At 34.6% G+C, this 23,171-nt stretch carries 21 protein-coding genes; 7 read left to right on the plus strand and 14 right to left on the minus strand.

Features of this window, described 5'->3' with window-relative positions; translation table 11 throughout:
• Positions 1 to 510: 510 nt before the first annotated feature.
• The 6 genes from ACGH47_RS04145 to murA all read right to left on the minus strand — a co-directional run bounded on the left by ACGH47_RS04145 (position 511) and on the right by murA (position 6,178).
• Positions 511 to 1,584 carry an acyltransferase family protein gene (locus ACGH47_RS04145; protein ID WP_411622834.1) on the minus strand — a complete coding sequence of 358 codons (1,074 nt, stop codon included), beginning with the start codon at positions 1,582 to 1,584 and terminating at the stop codon, positions 511 to 513.
• Between the two features lie 118 nt (positions 1,585 to 1,702).
• Entirely contained in the window at positions 1,703 to 1,957 is a 255-nt protein-coding gene (locus ACGH47_RS04150) for a GNAT family N-acetyltransferase (protein ID WP_267350462.1), read from the minus strand.
• Positions 1,958 to 2,325: 368 nt separating this feature from the next.
• Positions 2,326 to 3,288 carry a 6-phosphofructokinase gene (pfkA, locus tag ACGH47_RS04155; protein ID WP_220216427.1) on the minus strand — a complete coding sequence of 321 codons (963 nt, stop codon included), beginning with the start codon at positions 3,286 to 3,288 and terminating at the stop codon, positions 2,326 to 2,328.
• Positions 3,289 to 3,375: 87 nt separating this feature from the next.
• Positions 3,376 to 4,281: a cation diffusion facilitator family transporter gene (locus ACGH47_RS04160; protein ID WP_267358786.1), complete on the minus strand. Its 906-nt coding sequence runs from the start codon at positions 4,279 to 4,281 to the stop codon at positions 3,376 to 3,378.
• A gap of 11 nt (positions 4,282 to 4,292) precedes the next feature.
• On the minus strand, positions 4,293 to 4,868 hold the full coding sequence (locus ACGH47_RS04165; protein WP_267350457.1) for a DJ-1 family glyoxalase III: 576 nt from the start codon (positions 4,866 to 4,868) through the stop codon (positions 4,293 to 4,295).
• A gap of 50 nt (positions 4,869 to 4,918) precedes the next feature.
• Positions 4,919 to 6,178 (minus strand): UDP-N-acetylglucosamine 1-carboxyvinyltransferase, encoded by a 1,260-nt coding sequence (gene murA / locus ACGH47_RS04170; RefSeq protein WP_267358790.1) that lies wholly within the window; start codon positions 6,176 to 6,178, stop codon positions 4,919 to 4,921.
• A gap of 297 nt (positions 6,179 to 6,475) precedes the next feature.
• Between murA and ACGH47_RS04175 the strand changes: the two genes are divergently transcribed.
• The 4 genes from ACGH47_RS04175 to can all read left to right on the plus strand — a co-directional run bounded on the left by ACGH47_RS04175 (position 6,476) and on the right by can (position 9,907).
• Positions 6,476 to 6,673, plus strand: coding sequence for a YbdD/YjiX family protein (locus ACGH47_RS04175; RefSeq protein WP_065558673.1), 198 nt, complete (start codon positions 6,476 to 6,478; stop codon positions 6,671 to 6,673).
• Positions 6,674 to 6,689: 16 nt separating this feature from the next.
• On the plus strand, positions 6,690 to 7,730 hold the full coding sequence (locus ACGH47_RS04180) for a CobW family GTP-binding protein (protein ID WP_411622835.1): 1,041 nt from the start codon (positions 6,690 to 6,692) through the stop codon (positions 7,728 to 7,730).
• A gap of 378 nt (positions 7,731 to 8,108) precedes the next feature.
• Complete coding sequence (locus tag ACGH47_RS04185) at positions 8,109 to 9,167, plus strand: FAD-binding protein (protein WP_411622836.1); 1,059 nt, start codon at positions 8,109 to 8,111, stop codon at positions 9,165 to 9,167.
• An 80-nt stretch (positions 9,168 to 9,247) separates the two neighbouring features.
• The gene (gene can, locus ACGH47_RS04190; RefSeq protein ID WP_065558670.1) at positions 9,248 to 9,907 is read left to right on the plus strand and encodes a carbonate dehydratase; all 660 of its coding nucleotides are present in this window, start codon (positions 9,248 to 9,250) and stop codon (positions 9,905 to 9,907) included.
• Between the two features lie 14 nt (positions 9,908 to 9,921).
• Here can and nrdG read toward each other — a convergent pair whose 3' ends face one another.
• The 5 genes from nrdG to trxA form a co-directional block, all read right to left on the minus strand.
• The gene (nrdG, locus tag ACGH47_RS04195; protein ID WP_267350452.1) at positions 9,922 to 10,386 is read right to left on the minus strand and encodes an anaerobic ribonucleoside-triphosphate reductase-activating protein; all 465 of its coding nucleotides are present in this window, start codon (positions 10,384 to 10,386) and stop codon (positions 9,922 to 9,924) included.
• A gap of 17 nt (positions 10,387 to 10,403) precedes the next feature.
• A complete protein-coding gene (gene nrdD / locus ACGH47_RS04200) occupies positions 10,404 to 12,539 on the minus strand; it encodes an anaerobic ribonucleoside-triphosphate reductase (RefSeq protein WP_411622837.1) in 2,136 nt (711 codons plus the stop codon).
• A gap of 377 nt (positions 12,540 to 12,916) precedes the next feature.
• Positions 12,917 to 14,332 carry an NADP-dependent phosphogluconate dehydrogenase gene (gndA, locus tag ACGH47_RS04205; RefSeq protein ID WP_411622838.1) on the minus strand — a complete coding sequence of 472 codons (1,416 nt, stop codon included), beginning with the start codon at positions 14,330 to 14,332 and terminating at the stop codon, positions 12,917 to 12,919.
• A 179-nt stretch (positions 14,333 to 14,511) separates the two neighbouring features.
• Positions 14,512 to 15,774, minus strand: a complete 1,263-nt coding sequence (gene rho / locus ACGH47_RS04210) for a transcription termination factor Rho (protein WP_025314498.1) — start codon at positions 15,772 to 15,774, stop codon at positions 14,512 to 14,514.
• 389 nt (positions 15,775 to 16,163) lie between these two features.
• Positions 16,164 to 16,490 carry a thioredoxin TrxA gene (gene trxA, locus ACGH47_RS04215; RefSeq protein ID WP_267350445.1) on the minus strand — a complete coding sequence of 109 codons (327 nt, stop codon included), beginning with the start codon at positions 16,488 to 16,490 and terminating at the stop codon, positions 16,164 to 16,166.
• A gap of 154 nt (positions 16,491 to 16,644) precedes the next feature.
• On the opposite strand from trxA, the gene rhlB reads away from it, so the two are divergent.
• Positions 16,645 to 17,874: an ATP-dependent RNA helicase RhlB gene (gene rhlB / locus ACGH47_RS04220; RefSeq protein ID WP_267350474.1), complete on the plus strand. Its 1,230-nt coding sequence runs from the start codon at positions 16,645 to 16,647 to the stop codon at positions 17,872 to 17,874.
• A 122-nt stretch (positions 17,875 to 17,996) separates the two neighbouring features.
• Here the strand turns inward: rhlB and ACGH47_RS04225 are convergent, their stop codons facing one another.
• On the minus strand, positions 17,997 to 18,611 hold the full coding sequence (locus ACGH47_RS04225) for a TfoX/Sxy family DNA transformation protein (protein ID WP_411622839.1): 615 nt from the start codon (positions 18,609 to 18,611) through the stop codon (positions 17,997 to 17,999).
• Positions 18,612 to 18,953: 342 nt separating this feature from the next.
• On the opposite strand from ACGH47_RS04225, the gene ACGH47_RS04230 reads away from it, so the two are divergent.
• Complete coding sequence (locus ACGH47_RS04230; protein WP_267350443.1) at positions 18,954 to 19,577, plus strand: hypothetical protein; 624 nt, start codon at positions 18,954 to 18,956, stop codon at positions 19,575 to 19,577.
• Positions 19,578 to 19,588: 11 nt separating this feature from the next.
• Here ACGH47_RS04230 and glnB read toward each other — a convergent pair whose 3' ends face one another.
• Both glnB and ACGH47_RS04240 read right to left on the minus strand, forming a co-directional pair.
• Positions 19,589 to 19,927, minus strand: coding sequence for a nitrogen regulatory protein P-II (glnB, locus tag ACGH47_RS04235; protein ID WP_065558663.1), 339 nt, complete (start codon positions 19,925 to 19,927; stop codon positions 19,589 to 19,591).
• 23 nt (positions 19,928 to 19,950) lie between these two features.
• Entirely contained in the window at positions 19,951 to 21,552 is a 1,602-nt protein-coding gene (locus tag ACGH47_RS04240) for an NAD+ synthase (RefSeq protein ID WP_411622840.1), read from the minus strand.
• A 120-nt stretch (positions 21,553 to 21,672) separates the two neighbouring features.
• Here ACGH47_RS04240 and aroB point away from each other — a divergent pair, with 120 nt between their 5' ends.
• Complete coding sequence (aroB, locus tag ACGH47_RS04245) at positions 21,673 to 22,752, plus strand: 3-dehydroquinate synthase (protein WP_411622841.1); 1,080 nt, start codon at positions 21,673 to 21,675, stop codon at positions 22,750 to 22,752.
• The last annotated feature ends 419 nt before the right edge of the window (positions 22,753 to 23,171 follow it).

A 23,171-nucleotide genomic window follows, 5' to 3' on the forward strand; every position in this document is an offset into this window, starting at 1 on the left:
AGACTTTTTATCTTTCGTCTCGCAAGTGCCCACACAGATTGTCTGTTTCTTCTTTTTAAAGAGCTGACAGTTTTTTTGCTTTCGCTTTTACTGTCTCAAGGGCTGCGTATACTACGCTACACCTTTTTATTCGTCAAGATCTTTTTTCAATTTTTTTGATCCTGCTCACTAACCTCTTGTTCCGCCTGCTTTCGCTGACGCCGTGTCAGTGGATGCGCATTATAGAGCCTTAAAAAAATCATGCAAGCAATTATTTCAAATTTTTGTGCGTTTGTTTCATATTTATTCAAAGCTATTTACGATAAATTTTTGACATAAAACAAACCAAACTGATAAGGTCTTGCAAAAACAATTTGCTAGATAATTATCATTACATTTCTATTCATTCATCTTACCATAGCAACAATAATTACTTTACTTAATCCTTCTTATTTAAAAAAACTGTTGTGGTAATCATTTTTATTTTTTTATACCCATAATTTTTGTATGCAAGCTTAATTAAAGTTAACGTTAGCGAATACTACCTATGACATAAACTGATTTATCTTTTAATATAAATTTTATTATACAAGCAACCAGCACACTGAACGCCAATGTGAATATTAATAAACAAACTGCAACAATTGCAGCTAATTCACCATTTTCTGTTTTAAGAATACTGCCCAGTTGTGAAACTTGAATTAATTTTAAAAGCTCTATAATGATTATTTGATGAATAAAATAAATTGGAAAACTTATATTAGCCATAAATGAGAAAAATTTATAAACCATCCCGTCATTCGTTTTATGATTCAATCTATCTAAAAAATAGAGTGCTAGCATAAATAGGATAACTTTTTGCAACGTATCAAGCCAAAGTTTTTCGACACCAAGATTATCAACATAACGCCCAACAAAAGTGACAAAAAAGCACAACCCTAAAAAAGCCATAATCAGATATAAGTTATTTTTAATTGCTTTGATGATTGTTTCATAATGTTGTCTAGTCATCATTCCGATTAAATAGACAGGACCATAATGTAATAAATTTAGTAGGGGTTTAGTAAAGTCAGGTTTTGTGAACATAACAACCCAAAACATACATATCAGACCGGCAACAATCAAATTCTTTTGTGATAACTTATAAAACAGAGGCGCCATGATATAAATAATGATAATCATTGGGATGAACCAGAGCGGTAATAACTGCGAACCGGTTAGCATCATGATAGTAATCTGACTCATAACACTCGTTTGCGTAACAGAAAAAAACGGCAATTGTGATAATTGTTGATAATGAAAAAAAAGAAAACAAAATATAGATATAGAGATATAGGGACAGACAACCGTTTTAAATTTGGATAAATAATATGTTTTTGTATTATATTTGTAAGTTAAATGTTGAAACAGAAATCCTGCAATTAACACAAAAAAAGTTGTGAAATTAAACGCAAATAAATTTAAAAACGAGTAAAGATAACTATTTTCAATTAAGGTTTTATTATTGATAAATACACCTAAGCAATGACTGAAGACAATCATCATAATTGCAACGCCACGTAATACGTGGATGGAGTGAATTTTTTGAGCTTTTACAGTTGTCATTTTTAATAGTAAGGATAGAAAATATATAATTCTCTATACTGTATCATATAATTAAACGACAATAATAAGTATTTATAAAAACGAAGATAAACAGTTATCAAAGAAATGTTAGATTGTATTAATGTTCTCTATTTAATTTCTTTGCAGCAAACGAACAGATAGGAATGATTTCTCGATGTTCTTCAGTTAATTTTTTGACAGTAAGATCGAGTAATTTATCAGCCAAACCATGACCACGATAACTTGAATCCACAAAAGTGTGATTAATTGTCGCTTTGTCTTGACCAATACGAGAAAATGTCATTTCTGCTATTTCTTTATCATTATCAAGAATATAAAATCTTTCTGGGTCTTCTTTATAGATAAGTGACATACGCTTCTCCTTACATTTGGGATAATAAGTATAGAGTGTAAAATTATTTGTTTATGATGTTACCAACTTATTTATATTAAGGAATTTTATTTAGATTTTGCAGTTATTCTTTTCGGAGTTAACGCCCCTTCGTTAACATGATTTTTATCGATTATTTATGGATAATATTAACTTTGTTGAATTTATATTGAAATTTTTTAAATCATATAAATTTAAAAAGTAGAACGGTAATTAACTTGATCCATTAACACATCATTTTATATTTCATAGGTGAACTTTTGATATAAACGTAATATTCCCATTATATTCAATTATTCACCTTCATTTGATTTACCATTTGTTGATATTTTTAAAGATTACTGTACATTCTAAAATAGACGTTTAGCAACATTATATAATTCCATATCAAACGGACGTTTCATTGTATTAATTGCTTCTATGATGTCGTGATGAACTAGTTTACCATTTTGTACACCTACACAGCGTCCAGCATGACCTTGTAGCAACAGCTCGACAGCGAAAGCCCCCATACGAGAACCTAAAATACGATCGTAAGGAACCGGTGAACCACCTCGTTGAACATGACCAAGCACAGTAGCTCGAGTTTCATGATGTACAGCAGCTTCAATATCAGCTGCAAGCTGATTAACATCACACATATGCTCAGTAACAGTTACAATAGCATGTTTTTTACCCTTAGCAAAACCGAGTTTAATTTCTTCAATTAAGTCTTCTTTAGTATAAGAAACTTCAGGGATAATCATGAATTCACAACCGCCAGCCACAGCTGCATTTAACGTTAAATCACCACAATCACGTCCCATAATTTCAATCACTGAAATACGATGATGAGAAGAACAAGTATCACGCAATCTATCGATAGCTTCGACGGCGGTGCTAAGTGCAGTAAAATAGCCAATTGTATAATCCGTGCCACGAATGTCATTATCAATTGTGCCGGGTAAACCAATACAAGGGAATCCTTCTTCAGTTAATCGCATTGCTCCCATATAAGAACCGTCACCGCCAATGACTACTAATGCATCGATTTGGTGTTTTTGCAGATTCGCTATTGCTTTTTTTCTCACCTCTTTATCTTTAAATTCAGGAAATCTCGCTGAACCTAAAAATGTACCGCCTCGTGTAATAATATCTGACACACTAGCACGATCTAATTGAGTAATTCGATCTTCACAAAGCCCTAAATAACCATCATGAATACCAAAAACATCCAATCCTTCCGTTAATGCCGTTCTAACCACACCACGAATCGCAGCATTCATCCCTGGCGCATCACCACCACTGGTTAAGATACCAATTTTTTTTATCATACAACATAACTCCAAATAATAATTAACTTTTAACTATTATAGAGTTTTAACAGATATCTAACAATAGAATATAAAAGCTATTTTTGGTTATAATTTATCACTCATTTTTTCAGCAGGAACAACCGATATAGGATCTTGATGAATAATGACTGTGGCAGGCGCAAATTCATTAGAAAGATGTTTTTCAACCGCATCGGTTATGGCATGCGCTTTTACTAATGGCATGTTATCATCAAGTTCAATGTGTAATTGAATAAATTTTACAGGCCCTGCTTGTCTGGTTTTTAAATCATGAAAACCATGTACTTGTGGAAATGATGCCACAATTTCTGCTATTTTTTGGTTGTCACTATCAGGCAATGCGCGATCAAGCAGATCTTGAATAGCGTTGTAAGCAATATGGTAAGCATTATAGCAAATGAATAAAGCGATAAAAAAAGCAAATACAGCATCTGCATAAGTAATGCCATACCAACTTAAACAGAGTGCGATTACTACTGCGACATTCATAAACATATCCGAAGAGTAATGTAGCATGTCTGCTTTCACTGCTTTGCTTTGCGTAATTTTTATCACATATCGTTGATATAACACTAAGACACAAGTAATGACTGTCGAAATGACAGACACGATGATACCAAATAATGGAACCTCAAGTGCTGTAGGATGAACGATTGATTTAATGCTGGAAAGAAGCAAAATTGTCGCTGATCCAATAATAAACGTACTTTGTGCTAAAGCAGCAAGTGATTCTGCTTTACCATGACCAAAAGTATGATCATCATCAGCAGGTTTTAGTGCATATCTCACAAGAAAGAAATTTAGACCGGATGCGATTAAATCTATACTTGAATCAAGCAGTGAAGCAAATAAACTAATTGAACCTGTGAACCAACACGTAATTAATTTGATAGTAATTAAGAAAATAGAAATTAAGACGGCACTTAATGTCGCTTTTTTAACTAATTTTTCGTACAAATGTGAATTTGACATTTGATACCTATTTATTGATAGGATTCAATTCCTGATGGTAGTACTAACTGTTCAGCAACTTCAGCCGCTTTATTTTTACCTAATAAAGCATCTATAATTTTTAAAGCAAAATCAATTGAAGTCGCAGGACCTTGGCTAGTAATGATTTTATATTGTTCGTCAAAGTATACTCTTTCGGCTTTCCAATGTTTAAATGCATCTTTAGTTGTTGGATAACCAGTCATATAAGCATGAGGGAATAAATGATGATATTGTAAAACCATTGCAGGTGATGCACAAATGGCCGCAACAATATTACCTGATTGATGTGTTTGTTTTAATTTTTCGATTAACTCAGGACAATCACGAAAATTTTCCGCACCTTTTAAACCACCCGGCAAGATAACCACATCAAAATCAGTGTGTTTAATTTCGGAAAATACTTTTTGTGCAAGGATAGTTACCCCACGAGAACACGCAACTTCACGTGAATGAGAAATACTTGCAGTGATAACTTTTATACCTGCACGGGTCAATAAGTCAATAGTGGTAACGGCCTCAGTTTCTTCACAACCTTCAGATAAGAATACTAATGCTTGTTTAGTCATTATTGTTCTCCTTTTAACATATCAACCGTTATCACAAAGACTTGATAGGATTAATTTACTTTAATCCTTTCAATTTTAGCGCCTAATTTTCTCAATTTATCTTCTATATTATCATAACCACGGTCGATATGGTAAATACGATCAACAATAGTTGAACCTTCAGCGATACAGCCCGCAAGAACTAAACTTGCTGAAGCGCGTAAATCAGTTGCCATGACTTGCGTTCCACTTAGTTTTTCAACACCGTGCGTAATTAATGTATTACCTTCAATTTCAGCTCTGGCACCCATACGCACAAGCTCAGGTACATGCATAAATCGATTTTCGAAAATCGTTTCTTTAATAATTCCCGTTCCTTGTGCAACCATATTTAATAGAGAAAATTGAGCTTGCATATCTGTTGGAAAGCCAGGATGTGGTGCGGTATGTATATTGACCGCCTTAGCACGTTTACCTTCCATATCCAAACATATCCAATCTTCGCCGGTTTCAATTTTTGCACCAGCTTCTTTCAATTTAGCAATGACGGCATCAAGTAGCGTTGGATCGGTTTTACGACATGTAATTTTACCTTTGGATATTGCCGCTGCAACAAGGAAAGTGCCAGTTTCAATACGATCTGAAACAATCTCATGCACGCCACCACCTAAACGCTCAACACCTTCAATCTCGATACGAACAGTTCCTGCACCAGTAATTTTTGCCCCTAACATATTTAAAAATTTGGCTGTATCAACTATTTCTGGTTCACAAGCTGCATTTTCAATAATCGTTTTACCCTCTGCTAAGGTGGCAGCAGACATAATAGTGACGGTAGCGCCAACACTTACTTTATCCATTACAATATGAGCACCTTTTAATCGTCCTTCAACCGAAGCCTTAACGTAGCCCTCATCTAAGGTAATTGTTGCGCCTAATTGTTGTAGGCCAGTGATATGTAAATCAACAGGTCTGGCGCCAATAGCACAACCACCCGGTAACGAAACTTGCCCTTGTCCAAAGCGCGCAACCAACGGCCCTAAAGCCCAAATTGATGCACGCATTGTTTTAACAAGTTCATAAGGAGCACAATAGTTATCGAGATGACGCGCATCAAGATGAATCGAACCATTACGTTGACATTTGACACCTAACTGACTTAATAATTCTAAAGTCGTATCAATATCTTTCAATTTAGGCACATTTTGAAGTTCAACTGGTTTTTCAGCTAAAATCGCTGCAAATAAAATTGGAAGCGCTGCATTTTTAGCGCCAGAAATAACGACTTCGCCATTAAGTGAGGTTGGACCTGTAACGTGAAACTTTTCCATTGTTAACTCTTATGTTTGATAAATTGGCAAATATTATAAAAGTTATTTGCTAATAGATAAATGAATTTTATAAGATATCCAAAAAAACCAACCTTATCATTATTTTCAAAAGGGATTTGTTAAAAACTTTCCCATATTGTTTATGAATTGATAAAATCCCAGCTAAACAATGATTGACTCAAATAAACAAGCACCTTATAGTTAAGTACTGTTATTTAGAGTAATCACCATTAAATTTGTCATGTTTAGCGTGATATTATTACTTAACAAAAAACAATTTTATTTAAGAGAAAACACATGTTTGATTCACTCGCAAAAGCTGGTAAGTACCTTGGACAAGCCGCTAAGTTAATGGTTGGTATTCCCGATTATGATACTTATGTTCAACATATGAAGTTGACCCATCCAGAACAAACGCCAATGACTTATGAAGAGTTTTTTAAAGAACGCCAAGAAGCACGTTATTCAGGCAAAGGTGGGTTTAAATGTTGTTAACAATTAAGAATATGTCATGACTGAGCAAATTAATTCTTCTTTACTTCCTGTCACGATATTAACAGGTTTTCTTGGTGCAGGAAAAACAACACTAATTAATTATTTATTAGAAAATAACCGCAACGAAAAAACAATTATTATCGAAAATGAATACGGACCGGTAAATATTGACAGTAATTTGCTTAATGTCAGCACGGATATTCAAATTGTCGAAATTACTAATGGTTGTATTTGTTGTACCATTCAAGGCGAACTAACTGAGGCACTACATCAACTGCACGCTAAACGCATCGCAGGTGAATTACAGTTCGATCGTATTATTATTGAAACAACAGGCCTTGCTGATCCTGCGCCAATCATACAAACATTTTTTATTGATGAATTGATTCGGGAAACGATTCAATTAGATGCAATAGTCACTTTAGTCGATGCTAAACACATACTAACACATCTTGGTGAGCATCGAGTCGCCCTTTCACAGATCGGTTTTGCAGATCGCGTTATTTTAACAAAAACAGATTGTGTTGATGAAGAACAAAAAAATCACGTTATAAACCGACTTCACCATATTAATCATAAGGCAATGATAATTGAAGCGGTTAATGGTCAACTTCCAAAATCAGCATGGCTAGATATTCACGCATTCGATTTGAGTGATGAACTCACCATTAATCGAGGCTTGTTTGTCATTGACACAAGCTCAAAACACCAATCAGGCTTTAAACTCATTCCGTTAAAAAAATCTCATTCACTTAAAAATGATGAAATCTGTTCCTATCTTTTCGAAGCAAAACAACTTAATTTAAAAAAGATAGGTTCATTTATGGAACAACTTGTTGAGCAATATGGTAATGACATGTTGCGTTATAAAGGTGTACTGGCTATCAAAGGGAATGCTCAACGTTTAATAGTGCAAGGCGTTCATAAAGTAGTCGGATTTGATTATGGTTCGCCTTGGCAAAATGAACAAGAGAAAGTGTCGAAGTTAATCGTTATCAGTCGCCCCTTACCTTTTGACGAGTTGAATCAGGCATTTTTAAAAACCATGGAAATATAATCGTTAACTTGCATTCAATAGGTTATTACATCAATTTATTCCGTTATTAAAAAATTATATGGTATTCACTCTTCTTTATTGCCATTTAATAACGGTTAAATTTTATTGACTTTTTTGTAATAAAAATCCATTTTTTCAATTAATCGGGTACTTTTTTAATTCATTTGTTCCCTCTAATCAAAGCAAAAAAATATAACTTGCTTTCAACATAAATTTTTAGATTAGCTGAACTGAACTAGCTTTTTTACAAAAAGGTCTATTTACCGATCATTTGAAGACAAATCACATATCCTAAACCGCATACATAATAGTAATATTAAATCCAAATATGATAACATAGACCCAATTTATTATTTATAGGATAACTGACTTAATAGTATGGATTATGATATCGCAATTGTAGGTCTTGGACCCGCAGGCAGTACCTTAGCACGTTTACTTAGCCCATCATTTAAAATTATTGCATTTGATAAAAAACATCAATCCGGTGATGCAGGTTTTCATAAGCCTTGTGGTGGATTACTTGCTAATGATGCACAAAAATCATTTATTCGGCAAAAACTGAATTTGCCTACTGATATTTTGTCTGATCCGCAAATTTTCAGCGTAAAAACTTATGATCTACAGACTAATCTTATTCGTAATTATCAACGTACTTATGTTAGTTTCGATCGGCATAAATTCGATTTATGGTTGAAATCACTGATTCCACCCTCTGTTGAAGTGCATCACAATGCATTATGTAAAGAAGTAATGCGTATTATAGAAGGTTATCAAATTACTTATCTTGATGAAAATAACATAGAGCATAAAATCACAACTCGTTATGTTGTTGGCGCAGATGGCGCAAATTCACTAGTCAGACGAATGCGCTATCCTTCCCATTCAATAAGACAGTATGTTGCTATACAACAATGGTTTGCAGAAAAGCATCCCCATCCTTTTTATTCTTGTATTTTTGATAATCAATCAACCAATTGTTATGCTTGGAGCATTTCAAAAGACGGGTCATTTATTTTTGGTGGCGCATTTCCTAAAAAAACAGCCAATCAACATTTTGAAAATCTGAAAAAAAAATTAACTCAGCAAGGATTTATTTTCGGAGAACCTCATAAGACAGAAAAATGCTTAGTGATTTATCCAAACCGCTTTCGTGATTTTTATACAGGAAACGAGAACATTTTTTTAATCGGTGAAGCAGCAGGATTTATTAGTGCCAGTTCTTTAGAGGGCATTAGTTATGCGCTTGATAGCGCCGAGATTTTAAGTAAGATCTTAAATAGCACTGATCCCGATCCAAATAAACGATATTATTTTAAAACTTTGCCGTTACGATTAAAGCTATACAGTAAAATAGTCAAAGCCAAAATATTAACTACCCCTTTTTGGCGTAAATTAATCATGAAAAGTAAAATTCAGCATATAAATATGGAATAAATTATATAAGACTGCATACTGTTAATTAAATAATAAATTAGTTTAATCATATCGATGAAATAAATTAGGAAATAATTATTATGTTTGACGTAAACGATTTAATTCGTTTTAATCACGAATGGTCAGAAAAGATTGAGCAGGAAGACCCTGAATTTTTTAAACAACTTGCAGTTAAACAAAACCCTAAATTTTTATGGATCGGCTGTTCGGATAGCCGTGTTCCAGCAGAAAAACTGATCAAACTCAAACCAGGAGAGATGTTTGTCCATAGAAATGTCGGTAATCAAGTAATTCACACAGATCTTAACTGTTTATCGGTCGTGCAATATGCTGTTGATGTGCTAAAAATTGAAGATATTATCGTTTGTGGTCATTTAGACTGTGGGGGCATTCGAGCTGCAGTCGAAAATCCAGATCTCGGTTTAATCAATAATTGGTTGTTACATATTCGTGACCTATGGTTTCGAAATAGTTCACTACTTGGTAAATTTGCGCCAGAACTTCGCATGGATATATTATGCGAATTAAATGTTATTGAACAGGTTTATAATTTAGGTCATTCAACCATTATTCAGTCAGCATGGCAACGCGGTCAAAAAGTCAATTTGCATGGTTGGGTGTATGGCATTGATAATGGTAAGATTACCGATTTGCATATTACTTCATCAAGTAGCGAAAATCTTGAAATTAATTATCGGGAAGCGATTTCTTATCTTTTAAATTTACACAAAGATCAATAATTATTGGCTAAAATTTATTTGAAGCGGTAGATAATTTGATTACTGCTTCCTCGCCATAATAACTTTGGATCGGCTTGTTCTTGAACAAATTTGCCATCAATTAAGACATCAATATACGGGATAACAGCCTGTTGTTCGGGTGTTAACTCATCAAGTTTATAGCCTGTCCAAAGCCAAATATCTTTGTTATCACATTCTGTTTTTACACGTTTGACCAATTTTAAAATTGTTGGCACATTTTGAGGATGCAAAGGATCACCGCCAGAAAGCGATAATCCTTGACGTTTTATTTCTGTATCTTGTAAATCTTTGATGATTTGATCTTCTATTGACTGTGTAAATGGTAAACCCGAATCTAATGACCATGTACTTTTATTGTAGCAGCCACGACATTGATGAACGCAGCCAGCAACAAAAAGCGTACATCGAGTACCTTCACCATTTACAACATCAACAGGATAGTAACGATGATAGTTCATAAATAGGTAATAATTTTTTAACCAATTTGCCCATTATCCAAATGTTTAACACGACGTTTAACTTCTTCTTGTTTACCTGCATTAAATGGACGTGCATCGGGACTACCTAAATACCCACAAACACGGCGAGTTACTGAGACTTTAGCCGAATCATGATTACCACAACTTGGGCAAACAAACCCTTTGCTGGTACATGAAAATTCACCGGTATAACCACATTCATAGCATTCATCAATTGGCGTATTAGTACCATAGTAAGGTACTCGAGAATAGCTATAATCCCAAACATCTTCTAACGCTTTAACATTGTTAATCATATTTGGATATTCACCGTAACAGATAAACCCACCATTTGCCACCGGAGGATATGCTTTTTCAAACTCAATCTTTTCGTACGGATTGACCTTTTTCTCAACGTCTAAATGGAAACTATTGGTATAGTAACCTTTATCTGTCACTCCTGGTATAACACCAAATTCAGCTGTATCAAGACGGCAAAAACGGTCACATAAGTTTTCACTTGGTGTACTGTATAGACTAAATCCATAACCGGTTTCCTCTTTCCATTGCTCAACCGCTTTACGTAAATGTTCGACAATAGCTACGCCTTTTTCTCGTAAAATTTCGCTATCAAAAGGATGTGTTTGATTGCCATATAACGCATTTAAAGTTTCATGAAGTCCAATATAACCAAGCGAAATTGAAGCTCGACCATTTTTGAAAATTTCAGATACACTATCATCTTCTTTTAGTCTTACGCCACATGCCCCTTCCATATATAAAATTGGTGCAACACGTGCTTTAACGCCATCCAGACGGGCAATACGTGTCATCAGGGCTTTTTTGCAAAGCGTTAAACGTTTATCTAAAAGTTCCCAAAAGCTTGCTTCATTACCTTTTGCTTCAATGGCAATACGTGGCAAGTTTAAACTAATCACACCTAAATTATTACGACCGTCATGAAGTTGTTCACCGTCTTCTTCATAAACACCTAAGAAGCTTCGACATCCCATAGGTGTTTTGAATGAACCAGTCACTTCAACAACTTTATCGTAGTTTAAAATATCAGGGTACATGCGTTTACTTGCACACTCTAATGCAAGTTGTTTAATATCGTAATTTTTGTCATCAGGCTGACGATTAATGCCATCTTTAATAGCAAAAACAAGTTTAGGGAAAACAGCGGTTTTGTGATTTTTACCTAAACCTTTAATTCGTACTTTTAAAATGGATTCTTGAATTAAACGTGATTCCCAACTGGTACCTAAACCAAAGCCAAACGTTACAAAAGGGGTTTGACCATTAGCAGTGTGTAAGGTGTTGACTTCATATTCAAGCGATTGAAACGCATCATAACACTCTTTTTGTGTTCGACTTTCTGCATAAGCTTCAGGATTAGGAATATGCCATTCTTCAGCAATCTGTTTATGTTTTTGATAACTGATGGTTACAAATTTCGCTAATATTTCATCAATGCGATTGATTGTTGTTCCACCATAGATATGACTTGCAACTTGAGCAATTATTTGTGCGGTGACCGCAGTGGCAGTTGCAATAGATTTTGGTGGTTCAATTTCAGCGTTTCCCATTTTAAAACCATTGGTTAACATTCCATCTAAATCAATTAACATGCAGTTAAACATTGGAAAGAAAGGCGCATAATCTAAATCATGATAATGGATTTCACCAATATCATGAGCACGAGAAACATCTTTTGGTAACAAATACTGTTTGGCATAATGCTTTGCCACAATGCCTGCCAGTAAATCACGCTGAGTTGGAATCACTTTACTATCTTTATTGGCATTTTCGTTCAAAATAGCCACATTACTTTGTTCAATTAGCCCACGAATATCTTGATTTAAACGACTACGTTCTTCCCGAGCACGATCACGGTCGTGACGATATTCGATATAAGTTCTCGCTAATTTTTTATAAGGACCTGACATTAATTGATTTTCAACAGCATTTTGAATTTCGTTGATATCAACGCTTTCGCGTTCGCTCATCTGGTTGGTCACCATACGAGCAACGTCAGCACAATAATCCGGGTCATTAACATTCGCTGCAACCGCAGCTTTAACTATAGCATCTTTAATTCGAGTCTCATTGAATGCAGTTTGACAACCATCGCGTTTGATAACTACAGGCATATATACTCCTCAATATTCATTAATAATTAGCGCTGGGGCAAGGTTTAGTTCACATATTAATATTCATTGTAATTATTAAGAATTATTCGTTTCTCGTAAGAATATTAAGTGTTTTTTGAGATAGACAGAGATTTTCACATAGCTTAAATAATACTATATATAGTAGATATATTGAGATTATACACCATATATTGTGTTTTTCTAGATAATTTACTAAATTAAATTACTTGACACGCTTCAAGCCAAGTACGACAAGTCTTTTGATATGTAAATCCTAAAGATAAGAAAGGTTGTTTTGCAAAGAAACATCAAGCACAAAGAAAAAGTGCAAGACTCACTTGCACTTTATTTTTTAAACAGGAGTGAGTTTTTATATTCTATGACTCATTATTCAACCAATCAGTGTGGAAAACACCTTCTTTGTCGGTACGTTTATAAGTATGAGCACCAAAATAATCTCGTTGTGCTTGAATGAGATTAGCTGGTAATACTGCTGAACGATAGCTATCATAATATGCAATAGCGGCTGATAATGTCGGCACAGCAATCCCTTGTTGTACAGCTAAAGACACAACATCACGCAGTGATTGTTGATAAGCTTCAACGGTTTGCGTAAAGTATGGAGCGAGTAATAAATTATCAATCTCGTTATTCGCCACATAGGCATCAGTGATTTTTTGTAAGAACTGAGCACGAATAATACAACCTGCTCTAAAGATTTTCGCAATTTCACCATAATTCAAGTTCCATTGATATTGATGAGAAGCGGCTTTTAATTGAGCGAAACCTTGAGCATAAGAGATAATTTTACCCATATAAAGTGCTTTACGGATTTTTTCAATTAACGCTTGTTTATCTCCCGAATAAGCAACCTGCTTCGGTCCGCTTAAAACTTTAGATGCCACAACACGTTGCTCTTTAATTGCTGAAAGGTAGCGTGCAAATACTGACTCAGTAATTAATGATAAGGGTTCACCTAAATCTAAAGCACTTTGACTAGTCCATTTACCCGTTCCTTTATTACCCGCTGCATCAAGAATCACATCCACTAAATAATTACCGTCTTTATCTTTATGTTTAAAGATATCAGCCGTAATTTCGATGAGATAACTATCTAATTCACCTTTGTTCCATTCAGTAAAAACTTGAGCAAGCTCATCATTATTTAAACCTACTGCGTGTTTTAATAAAGAATAACTTTCAGCAATTAATTGCATGTCGCCATATTCAATACCGTTATGAGCCATTTTGACGTAATGACCTGCCCCATCTGGTCCGATATAGGTGACACAAGGCTCGCCATTTACTTTAGCGGCAATTTTTTCCAAGATTGGGGCAACTAATTCGTATGCTTCTTTTTGACCGCCTGGCATAATCGAAGGGCCTTTTAGTGCACCTTCTTCACCACCTGAAACACCTGCACCAATAAAGTTAAATCCTTCTTCAGAGAGTGTTTTATTACGGCGAATCGTATCTTCAAAATAAGCATTACCACCATCAATGATTATATCGCCTTTATCGAGTAAAGGACGTAACTCATCAATCACCGCATCAGTCCCTTTACCAGCTTGAACCATAATTAATATACGACGTGGTTTTTCCAAAGAATTAACAAAATCTTCAATCGTAAAGTAAGGAACCAATTGTTTATCGGAATGCTCAGCGACAACTTGCTCTGTTTTATCTTTAGAACGGTTGTAAATAGCAACAGAAAACCCACGACTTTCAATATTGAGCGCAAGGTTACGCCCCATGACCGCCATTCCAATAACACCGATTTGTTGTTTAGACATGATTTGGCTCCTTTATTTAATCTTATATAACCTTTCTAATAAGGTTTTTTAACAACATCCAAAACTTTAAATAAGTTTTATAAAATAAAATTATGCTATATTTGCCACAAAAAAAGCCGTATCAGCATAGAATACGGCATTTTTATAACTTTACTGGTTTAACATTTCTACCATAAAAATCATGAGCGTTTCATCATTTCAAAAAACTCGTCATTCGTTTTAGTCATGGCAAGTTTATCAATTAAAAACTCCATTGCATCGATTTCACCCATAGGGTTAAGAATCTTGCGTAAGATCCACATTTTTTGTAGTTCATCTGGTGAAGTCATTAAATCTTCTTTACGCGTACCTGAACGGTTAAAATCAATAGCTGGGAAGACACGACGCTCAGCAATTTTACGAGATAAATGCACTTCCATATTACCCGTACCTTTAAACTCTTCGTAAATGACTTCGTCCATTTTTGAACCTGTGTCAATCAACGCAGTAGCAATAATCGTTAAACTCCCACCCTCTTCGACATTACGAGCAGCACCAAAAAAGCGTTTTGGACGATGTAACGCATTGGCATCTACACCACCGGTTAATACTTTACCCGATGACGGAACCACTGTGTTATAAGCTCGAGCTAAACGCGTAATAGAGTCTAACAAAATAATGACATCTTTTTTATGTTCAACTAAGCGTTTTGCTCGCTCAATAACCATTTCAGCAACTTGAACATGTCTTGCTGCTGGTTCGTCAAAGGTTGATGCTACCACTTCACCTTTAACTAAACGTTGCATTTCGGTAACTTCTTCTGGACGTTCATCAATCATCAATACGACCAGTTCACATTCAGGATGATTAACCGCTAAACTTTGAGCAATATTTTGCAACAACATTGTTTTACCCGCTTTCGGTGGAGCAACGATTAAACCACGTTGACCTTTACCAATTGGCGAAGCTAAATCAAGTACTCTGGCGGTGATATCTTCAGTTGATCCATTCCCACGTTCCATACGTAAACGAGAATTAGGATGAAGTGGAGTTAAGTTTTCGAAAAGAATTTTATTGCGGGCATCTTCAGGCTTGTCGTGATTGACTTCATTCACTTTTAACAAAGCAAAATAACGCTCGCCTTCCTTAGGCGGTCTGATTTTACCTGCTATGGTATCACCAGTCCTTAAATTGAATCGTCTAATTTGACTTGGTGAGACATAAATATCATCCGGCCCCGCTAAATAAGAGCTATCAGCTGAGCGTAAAAATCCGAATCCATCTTGCAAAATTTCAAGCACACCATCACCAAAAATATCTTCACCGCTTTTGGCATGTTGTTTAAGGATTGCAAAGATAATGTCTTGTTTTCTAAGACGGGCAAGATTTTCTAGCCCCATTGTTTTTTCACCAAGCGCTACTAGCTCGGAAACAGATGTGTTTTTTAATTCAGTTAAATTCATAATTTTAAAAATTCTTGAGGATAAAATTGATATGTTTGCAATTAATGTTATTTTTGTATATTCGTTTCATTTACTTATAAAAAAATTCTCTCTCTGACAATACACAAATTCAATCTGTTATGAAGCTTTTAATGATAATTTAATATCTGAATATAGAATTTTCACCACTTTATCAAGAAAAACAATGAATTGTAGAAAGGGGTCTTCGTAAGAGCTAGCAATTTACACTAAAAACAGTAATATGTCTATAATAAATTCAGTTTGTTTTAATAAATTTGTAAATATTATTATTACAATAAGTGAATGAGTAAAAGAGTAATACGCAATTTAATTACTCTTTTTATGCTTTAGGTACTAAAATTAATTTATTCGAAAAATCTAAAACAACATTAAAGTTGTTCATCAATGAAACTTTTAAGTTGAGCTTTAGACAATACACCAACTTGAGTTGCAACCACTTGACCATTTTTAAAAATCAATAGTGTTGGGATGCCTCTAATACCAAATTTCGGTGCAATATTTGGGTTTTCTTGCACATCTAATTTTGCAATCACAATTTTATCACTATATTCTTGGGCAACTTCTTCTAAAATTGGGGCTAACATTTTACACGGCCCACACCATTCAGCCCAAAAATCAACCAATACAGGTTTTGTTGCTTCTTTGATTGTATTATCAAAAGTAGTTTCAGAAAGAGAAACAATATTATTGCTCATTTATTTTCTCCAAATATAGAATTACATGGTTTTATATTAGGATATTTTCGTTTTCTTCGCTAGTAATTATTATAATAGGGTATAATTATTAGTGATGACCGTAAGTTTAATATGTTATAATCCCACTATTCCGATAATTAAACTTAAAACCACAATGATTCAATCTTATCTAACAAAAACAACATTTAATCAATTTCCGCTTCATCCATTAGTGATTAAAGCACTTGAGAAAAAAGGGTTTGTTTATTGTACTCCAATTCAAGAACAAGCTTTACCCTTTACAACAAAAGGAATTGATATCGCCGGTCAAGGACAAACTGGAACAGGCAAAACAATGGCGTTTTTGGCATCAACATTTAACTACTTGTTGAATCATCAACCCTTGCCAGATCATAAAGCGAATCAACCTAGGGCTATCATTATTGCCCCAACGCGTGAATTAGTTGTGCAAATTTATCATGATGCAGAGTTATTATCTAAAGAAACCGGACTAAAATTAGGATTAGCCTATGGTGGCGATGGCTATGATAAACAATTAAAAATGTTATCCGCAGGTGTAGATATTTTAATTGCAACAACAGGTCGCTTAATTGATTATGCTAAACAAAAATATATCAATTTAGAATCAATTCAAGTTGTGGTTCTAGACGAAGCAGATCGTATGTTTGATCTCGGTTTTATTCGAGATGTACGTTGGATTTTTAAACATATGACACCACCCGAAAAACGCTTAACGATGTTATTTTCTGCAACGTTGACACATAATGTGCGTGAACTTGCTTTTGAGCATATGAATAATCCTCAATATGTTGAAGTGGAACCAGAACAGAAAATCGGGCATCGTATTAAAGAAGAACTATTTTTCCCTTCCAATGAAGATAAATTAGCTTTATTGCAAACACTTATTGAAGAAGAATGGCCTGAGCGTTGTATCATATTTGCGAATACTAAAATTGCATGTGAAAAAATCTGGCGTCATTTAGTTGCTGATGGTCATCGAGTTGGGTTATTAACGGGTGATATTGCTCAGAAAAAACGTTTATCTATTTTGGAACAATTCACGCGAGGTGATATTGATATTCTCGTTGCAACAGATGTTGCAGCACGGGGATTACATATTCCGAATGTAACACATGTTTTTAACTATGATCTCCCTGATGATTGCGATGATTACCGTCACCGTATTGGTCGTACTGGACGAGCAGGTGCTGAAGGTAATTCAATTTCTTTAGCTTGTGAACGATACTCACAAAATTTGCCAGCCATTGAAAAAGCCATTGCGCATGCAATCCCTGTTAGTCAATATGATCCTTCGGCCTTGTTGACTGACTTACCAGCGCCAAAAGCGTTTAGACGTCCACCTAGAAGAAGATCATCTTCATAACTGATCTTTTGATCATCATAAATATAGTTATCTAAAATTATCATTAAACAGGAATGCTTTTTAGATAACTATAGTGATTATTTTATTTGTGCAATTAACACCCAAAAATGACGATTGAAATGTTAGTCTTTTTTTCGTTGCTTTAAAAAAGCTTGATATGCAGTCTCTATTGCATTTTTAGTCGTTTTTGATAATGATGCAACATGGCATCGATGCAATGAACCATATAAGACAAAAAGAATATTTTTAGAGATTTCAGTTTTTTTAGACTTAATTTTATGATAGGTTTCTAAATAACCTATTTTACGATAAGTCTCGACATCTTTAATTCCAACACTACACAATAATCGTTCTAATGACAATGTCATATTGGGTAGCTCTTTTATTCGATTCGTTTTTATTTCGTTTTTTTCATGTTTTTCTTGTTTAGCATATTCAATTGCCATTTTAGCCAATGAATGTAGTTTTGGCAGATCATTGAGCCACTCATCCTTAACTTTATAATAATCAAGTAATTTGGTTAAAACACCTGATGATAACGTTAGCGGTTGCATACCTTGTTCAATAAAGAATGAACGGTATGATGTATGTCCTCTTAAATAAAAATCCGTTTGACTTATCCATCCAAACATTGTTGTATCGCTACTAATGCTGAACCCACCAAAAAAGGTTTTAATTGAAATGCCACTAAAGCCAGAGAATTTTGTTAATATTTGATTTGCAAAGGTTGAACTCATATTTTATTTCCATTTTTTTACTTAATTCTGTACTAAATCACTTAACCAACTTAATAATCAAATCAAAACTATCGTATTTTACTCAATACTCCAACTAATTTTCGTATCCATTAATCATTATTGCGATCTGTCTTCCATAATTAGACAAAAGTTATTAATTATCGAAAGATTTATTGTTATTACTGACAAATATCAAAAAAAGTGTTGCAATTGTAAATTTTAGGTGTATTTCGCCCCAGAATTCCAAAAGAAAAGTAGCTTAAAGATTGTTATTCTGACTTAATAATTATACAATCTGTTCCAGTAGATTTTATTAAATTCATTTTGTCTTTATCCATTATCATGATTAAAAAAATTTTTGGTTTATTTTCTCTATTTTTTTCGTTTGTGGCATCTGCTGATCGACAACCACTAATAGATTCGTTCGTCCTGTGTAATCCAAATTTTTTCAATACTGTTTATAGCAATAAAGATGAGTTAAAACGTTTTACCAATGTCCAAATTTTTGACGGTAATCTGGCTTATATTCCTGTCACTAATCGATTTGATACGGGTAAAAATTTTATGTATTTTTCGCTGCCTATCAAATACAAAAATTTAACCATAAAAGGTTACTATGACAGTGCAATGGATTTAGGTAAAATTGGCAAATATTATTTTTGGGGATTCATCATTGATAATGATATTAATCAGATCAAAAATACATTAAATTATCTAAACTGGAAAAACATGGAAGATAACCAGCTTTATATTGCCAATCCTAAAATTCGGAGCCTCAATGATGATAATCAAGTTTGGCATACTAATACAGGTACTGTTGTTGGTGTGAAAACGATTCCTGCACCAAATACGATTGAAAAATTGCTATTACTTGAGAAAAACGGCAGTATGACTTTACTTATGTGTTCGATTCAAGGCGCCGTCACATCTGAACTGCTTAGGCGAGAACGCCCTGATATCCAGTAACATTTGATGAATTAAATTGCTAACTCGTCCATTTCACCCGTTCGAATACGTATTACTTGTTCTACGTTATACACAAAAATCTTACCGTCCCCAATTTTTCCTGTCTGTGCTGTTTTCATAATTGTTTCAATACACATTTCCAAAATATCATCAGGAACTATCAGTTCAATTTTTACTTTGGGTAAAAAATCCACCATATATTCAGCACCACGATAAAGCTCGGTATGTCCTTTTTGTCGACCAAAACCTTTAACTTCGGTCACCGTCATACCAGTAATACCTTGATCAGCAAGCGCCTCTCGAATGTCATCTAATTTAAAGGGTTTGATAATCGCTTCAATTTTTTTCATCTCTATTTGCCTTTTATTCGATATTACCAATTCTTAAATCCAAAAGCAGAAGTAATCGGATAGCGTCTGCCTTTACCAAAGTTACGTGCCGTAATTTTAGGCCCTACTGCTGATTGGCGTCGTTTATATTCATTAATATCAACTAATTTTATGACTCGTCTTACTGTTGATTCATCATAGCCTTGCTCAACCAGTTCTGCAACGGAAAGATCCTGCTCAACATAGCCTTTTAAAATACCGTCTAAAATATCATAAGGAGGTAAACTATCTTCATCTTTCTGATCAGGTGCAAGTTCGGCAGAAGGCGGACGAGTAATGACACGTTCTGGAATAACATAAGATCGTGTATTTCGATATTTGGATAATGCAAAAACCAAGGTTTTAGGAACATCTTTAAGTACATCAAATCCGCCTGCCATGTCCCCATAAAGCGTGGCATAACCGACCGACATTTCACTTTTATTACCCGTTGTTAACACCAGTCTGCGACATTTATTAGAAAGTGCCATTAAAATGACACCCCGACAACGGGCTTGTAAATTCTCTTCAGTAGTATCTTTTTGTGTACCGGCAAACATTGGACTTAAAGACGACATAAATGCATCAAACATTGGTTCTATTGATACAATATCAAATTCTACACCTAAAATTTCGGCTTCTTCTTTAGCATCAGCGATACTGATATCAGCGGTATATCGAAACGGCATCATTACCGCTTGTACTTTATCTTTACCTAGCGCATCAACCGCAATGGCGAGTGTTAAAGCAGAATCAATCCCTCCTGAAAGCCCTAATACTGCGCCTTGAAAACCATTTTTCGTAATATAATCACGTGTCGCAAGCACTAACGCATCATAAACAGAAGCTAAATCATGATTCTGACGAATTTCCAATGCTGGATGATCGAGACCAAATTCAAAATGAGTAATTTGTTCTTCAAAATGATTAAGTTGACAAACAATCTCTCCTTTTTCATTGCAAACAAACGAACCGCCGTCAAAGATTAACTCATCTTGCCCTCCAATTTGATTAACATAAACAATCGGTAGTTGTGTTCGTGTAGCATGATCTTGGATCAATGTTTGACGATTTTTCTGTTTTTGATAATCATAGGGAGAAGCGTTTATTGTGATCACCAAATCAACTTTTTGTTCACTAAGCTGATCGATAGGGGCATTTTGCCAAAGATCTTCGCAAATCAATAAACCTAATTTTTTTCCTTTAAAATTTACAATACCGCTCTGATTACCGGCTGTAAAATAACGCTTTTCATCAAAGACATCATAGTTTGGCAACAGCTGCTTATGATAACAAGCCAACTGTTTTCCTTCCGAAAAAAATGAAAGTGAATTATAAATTTCTCCATTTTGCCAGGATGGATGACCGACTATAACAGCACACTGCTTGCTTACATCTTGAATAGACAATAACGCTTTTTGGCAACGAGCTTTAAAATCGGAGCGGAAAATAAGATCCTCTGGTGGATAACCACATAAAGCCAGTTCAGAGAATATAATCAGGTCGTGGCATGAATGGCGCTTGATCAGTTCAATAATCTGCTCAGTATTGCCTTCTATATCACCCACACGCCAATTTTTTTGTGCTAAAACAATAGATATAGCCATATAAAATTTAATTTCATAAAACAAAATTGCCGATAAGTTTAAATGATTCTATGTTGCACTGCCACATTTTTATCGCTAACATGCAACATTAACTCGACTTGAACTTGTTTGGAAATAATTATGCAAAAAATTCTAAATGTGGCACTAGCAAAACGTAGCTATCCCATCACTATTGGTGAAAACCTTCTTAATGAATTTGAACATTTTAAACTTCAAGCAGGTCAACGGGTAATGATTGCAACAAATGAAACCATTGCACCACTTTATTTGCAAAATCTAACCGACATGCTTGAGACGCATGGCATTGAAACGGATTGTGTTATTGTTCCTGACGGTGAACAATACAAAACGATGGAAACATGGAACAAGATGTTAACGGCGTTACTTGCCTATAACCATACCCGTAATTCAATCCTGATTGCATTAGGTGGTGGCGTAATTGGTGATGTAGCAGGATTTGCAGCTTCAGCTTATCAACGTGGTATTAAATTCATCCAAGTACCCACGACGTTACTTTCCCAAGTTGATTCATCGGTAGGCGGTAAAACCGCGATTAATCACCCATTGGGCAAAAATATGATCGGCGCATTTTATCAGCCGCAAGCAGTTGTCATTGATCTTCATTGTCTAAAAACGCTACCACAGCGTGAACTTTCGGCAGGTTTAGCAGAAGTGATTAAGTATGGCATTATTTTAGATAGTGATTTTTTTAATTGGTTAGAGCTGCATATTAATGATTTACTCAATTTAGATGTAAATGCACTAAGTTACTGTATTTATCGATGCTGTGAGCTTAAAGCCCAAGTGGTAGCCGCAGATGAAACCGAGCAAGATATGCGAGCAATACTAAACCTTGGTCATACATATGGACATGCGATCGAAGCCGAACTCGGCTATGGCAATTGGTTACATGGAGAAGCTGTCAGTGTAGGAATGGTCATGGCTGCGCATACTGCATCCATACTGGGTAAACTTTCATTGACAGAAGTCGATCGCATTAAAAATTTACTCATAAAAGCCAATCTACCCGTTGTTAGACCAACACAAATGTCGATTGAATCTTATATACCACACATGCTCCGTGACAAAAAAGTCTTATCAGGCAAACTGAGATTAGTGATTCCAACCCAGATTGGTCATGCTGAAGTGATTGATGGAATTGATAAAAATGTAGTCATACAATCGATAGCGCGAACTTAAATTGAACTAATTAACTAATAGTGACGTTTTTATCGTTATCAATCCAAGCACGGATAATATTGAACGATTAAGTCACTATCAGGTTTTATTAGCGTCTATTTATAAAAATGAGATTTATTACCAAATATGTTCCCTCTTAAAATTTATTAATATAAATGAAATATCACTCCCCTCCTGCAATTATTCAAACCATTAACAGCAGGTTTTAAAGCCTGTGTCATTACACGTATATCGATTAATCTATATAGATTGTAAAAAAATAATTACAGTTAAAATAATATTATCGATCTATTCATTGTAATCTATAAAAAACAGATAATTTATAGATACAACACATAAAACAATCTTTATTATTTAAGATTTAAAAAATTTGGTTTACTACATTGTATTTTTGTGTTTACATATTGTCCGTTTATGTA

Origin of the sequence: Gilliamella sp. CG16, from assembly GCF_046635785.1 — a bacterium.
Classification (GTDB): domain Bacteria; phylum Pseudomonadota; class Gammaproteobacteria; order Enterobacterales; family Orbaceae; genus Gilliamella; species Gilliamella apicola_I.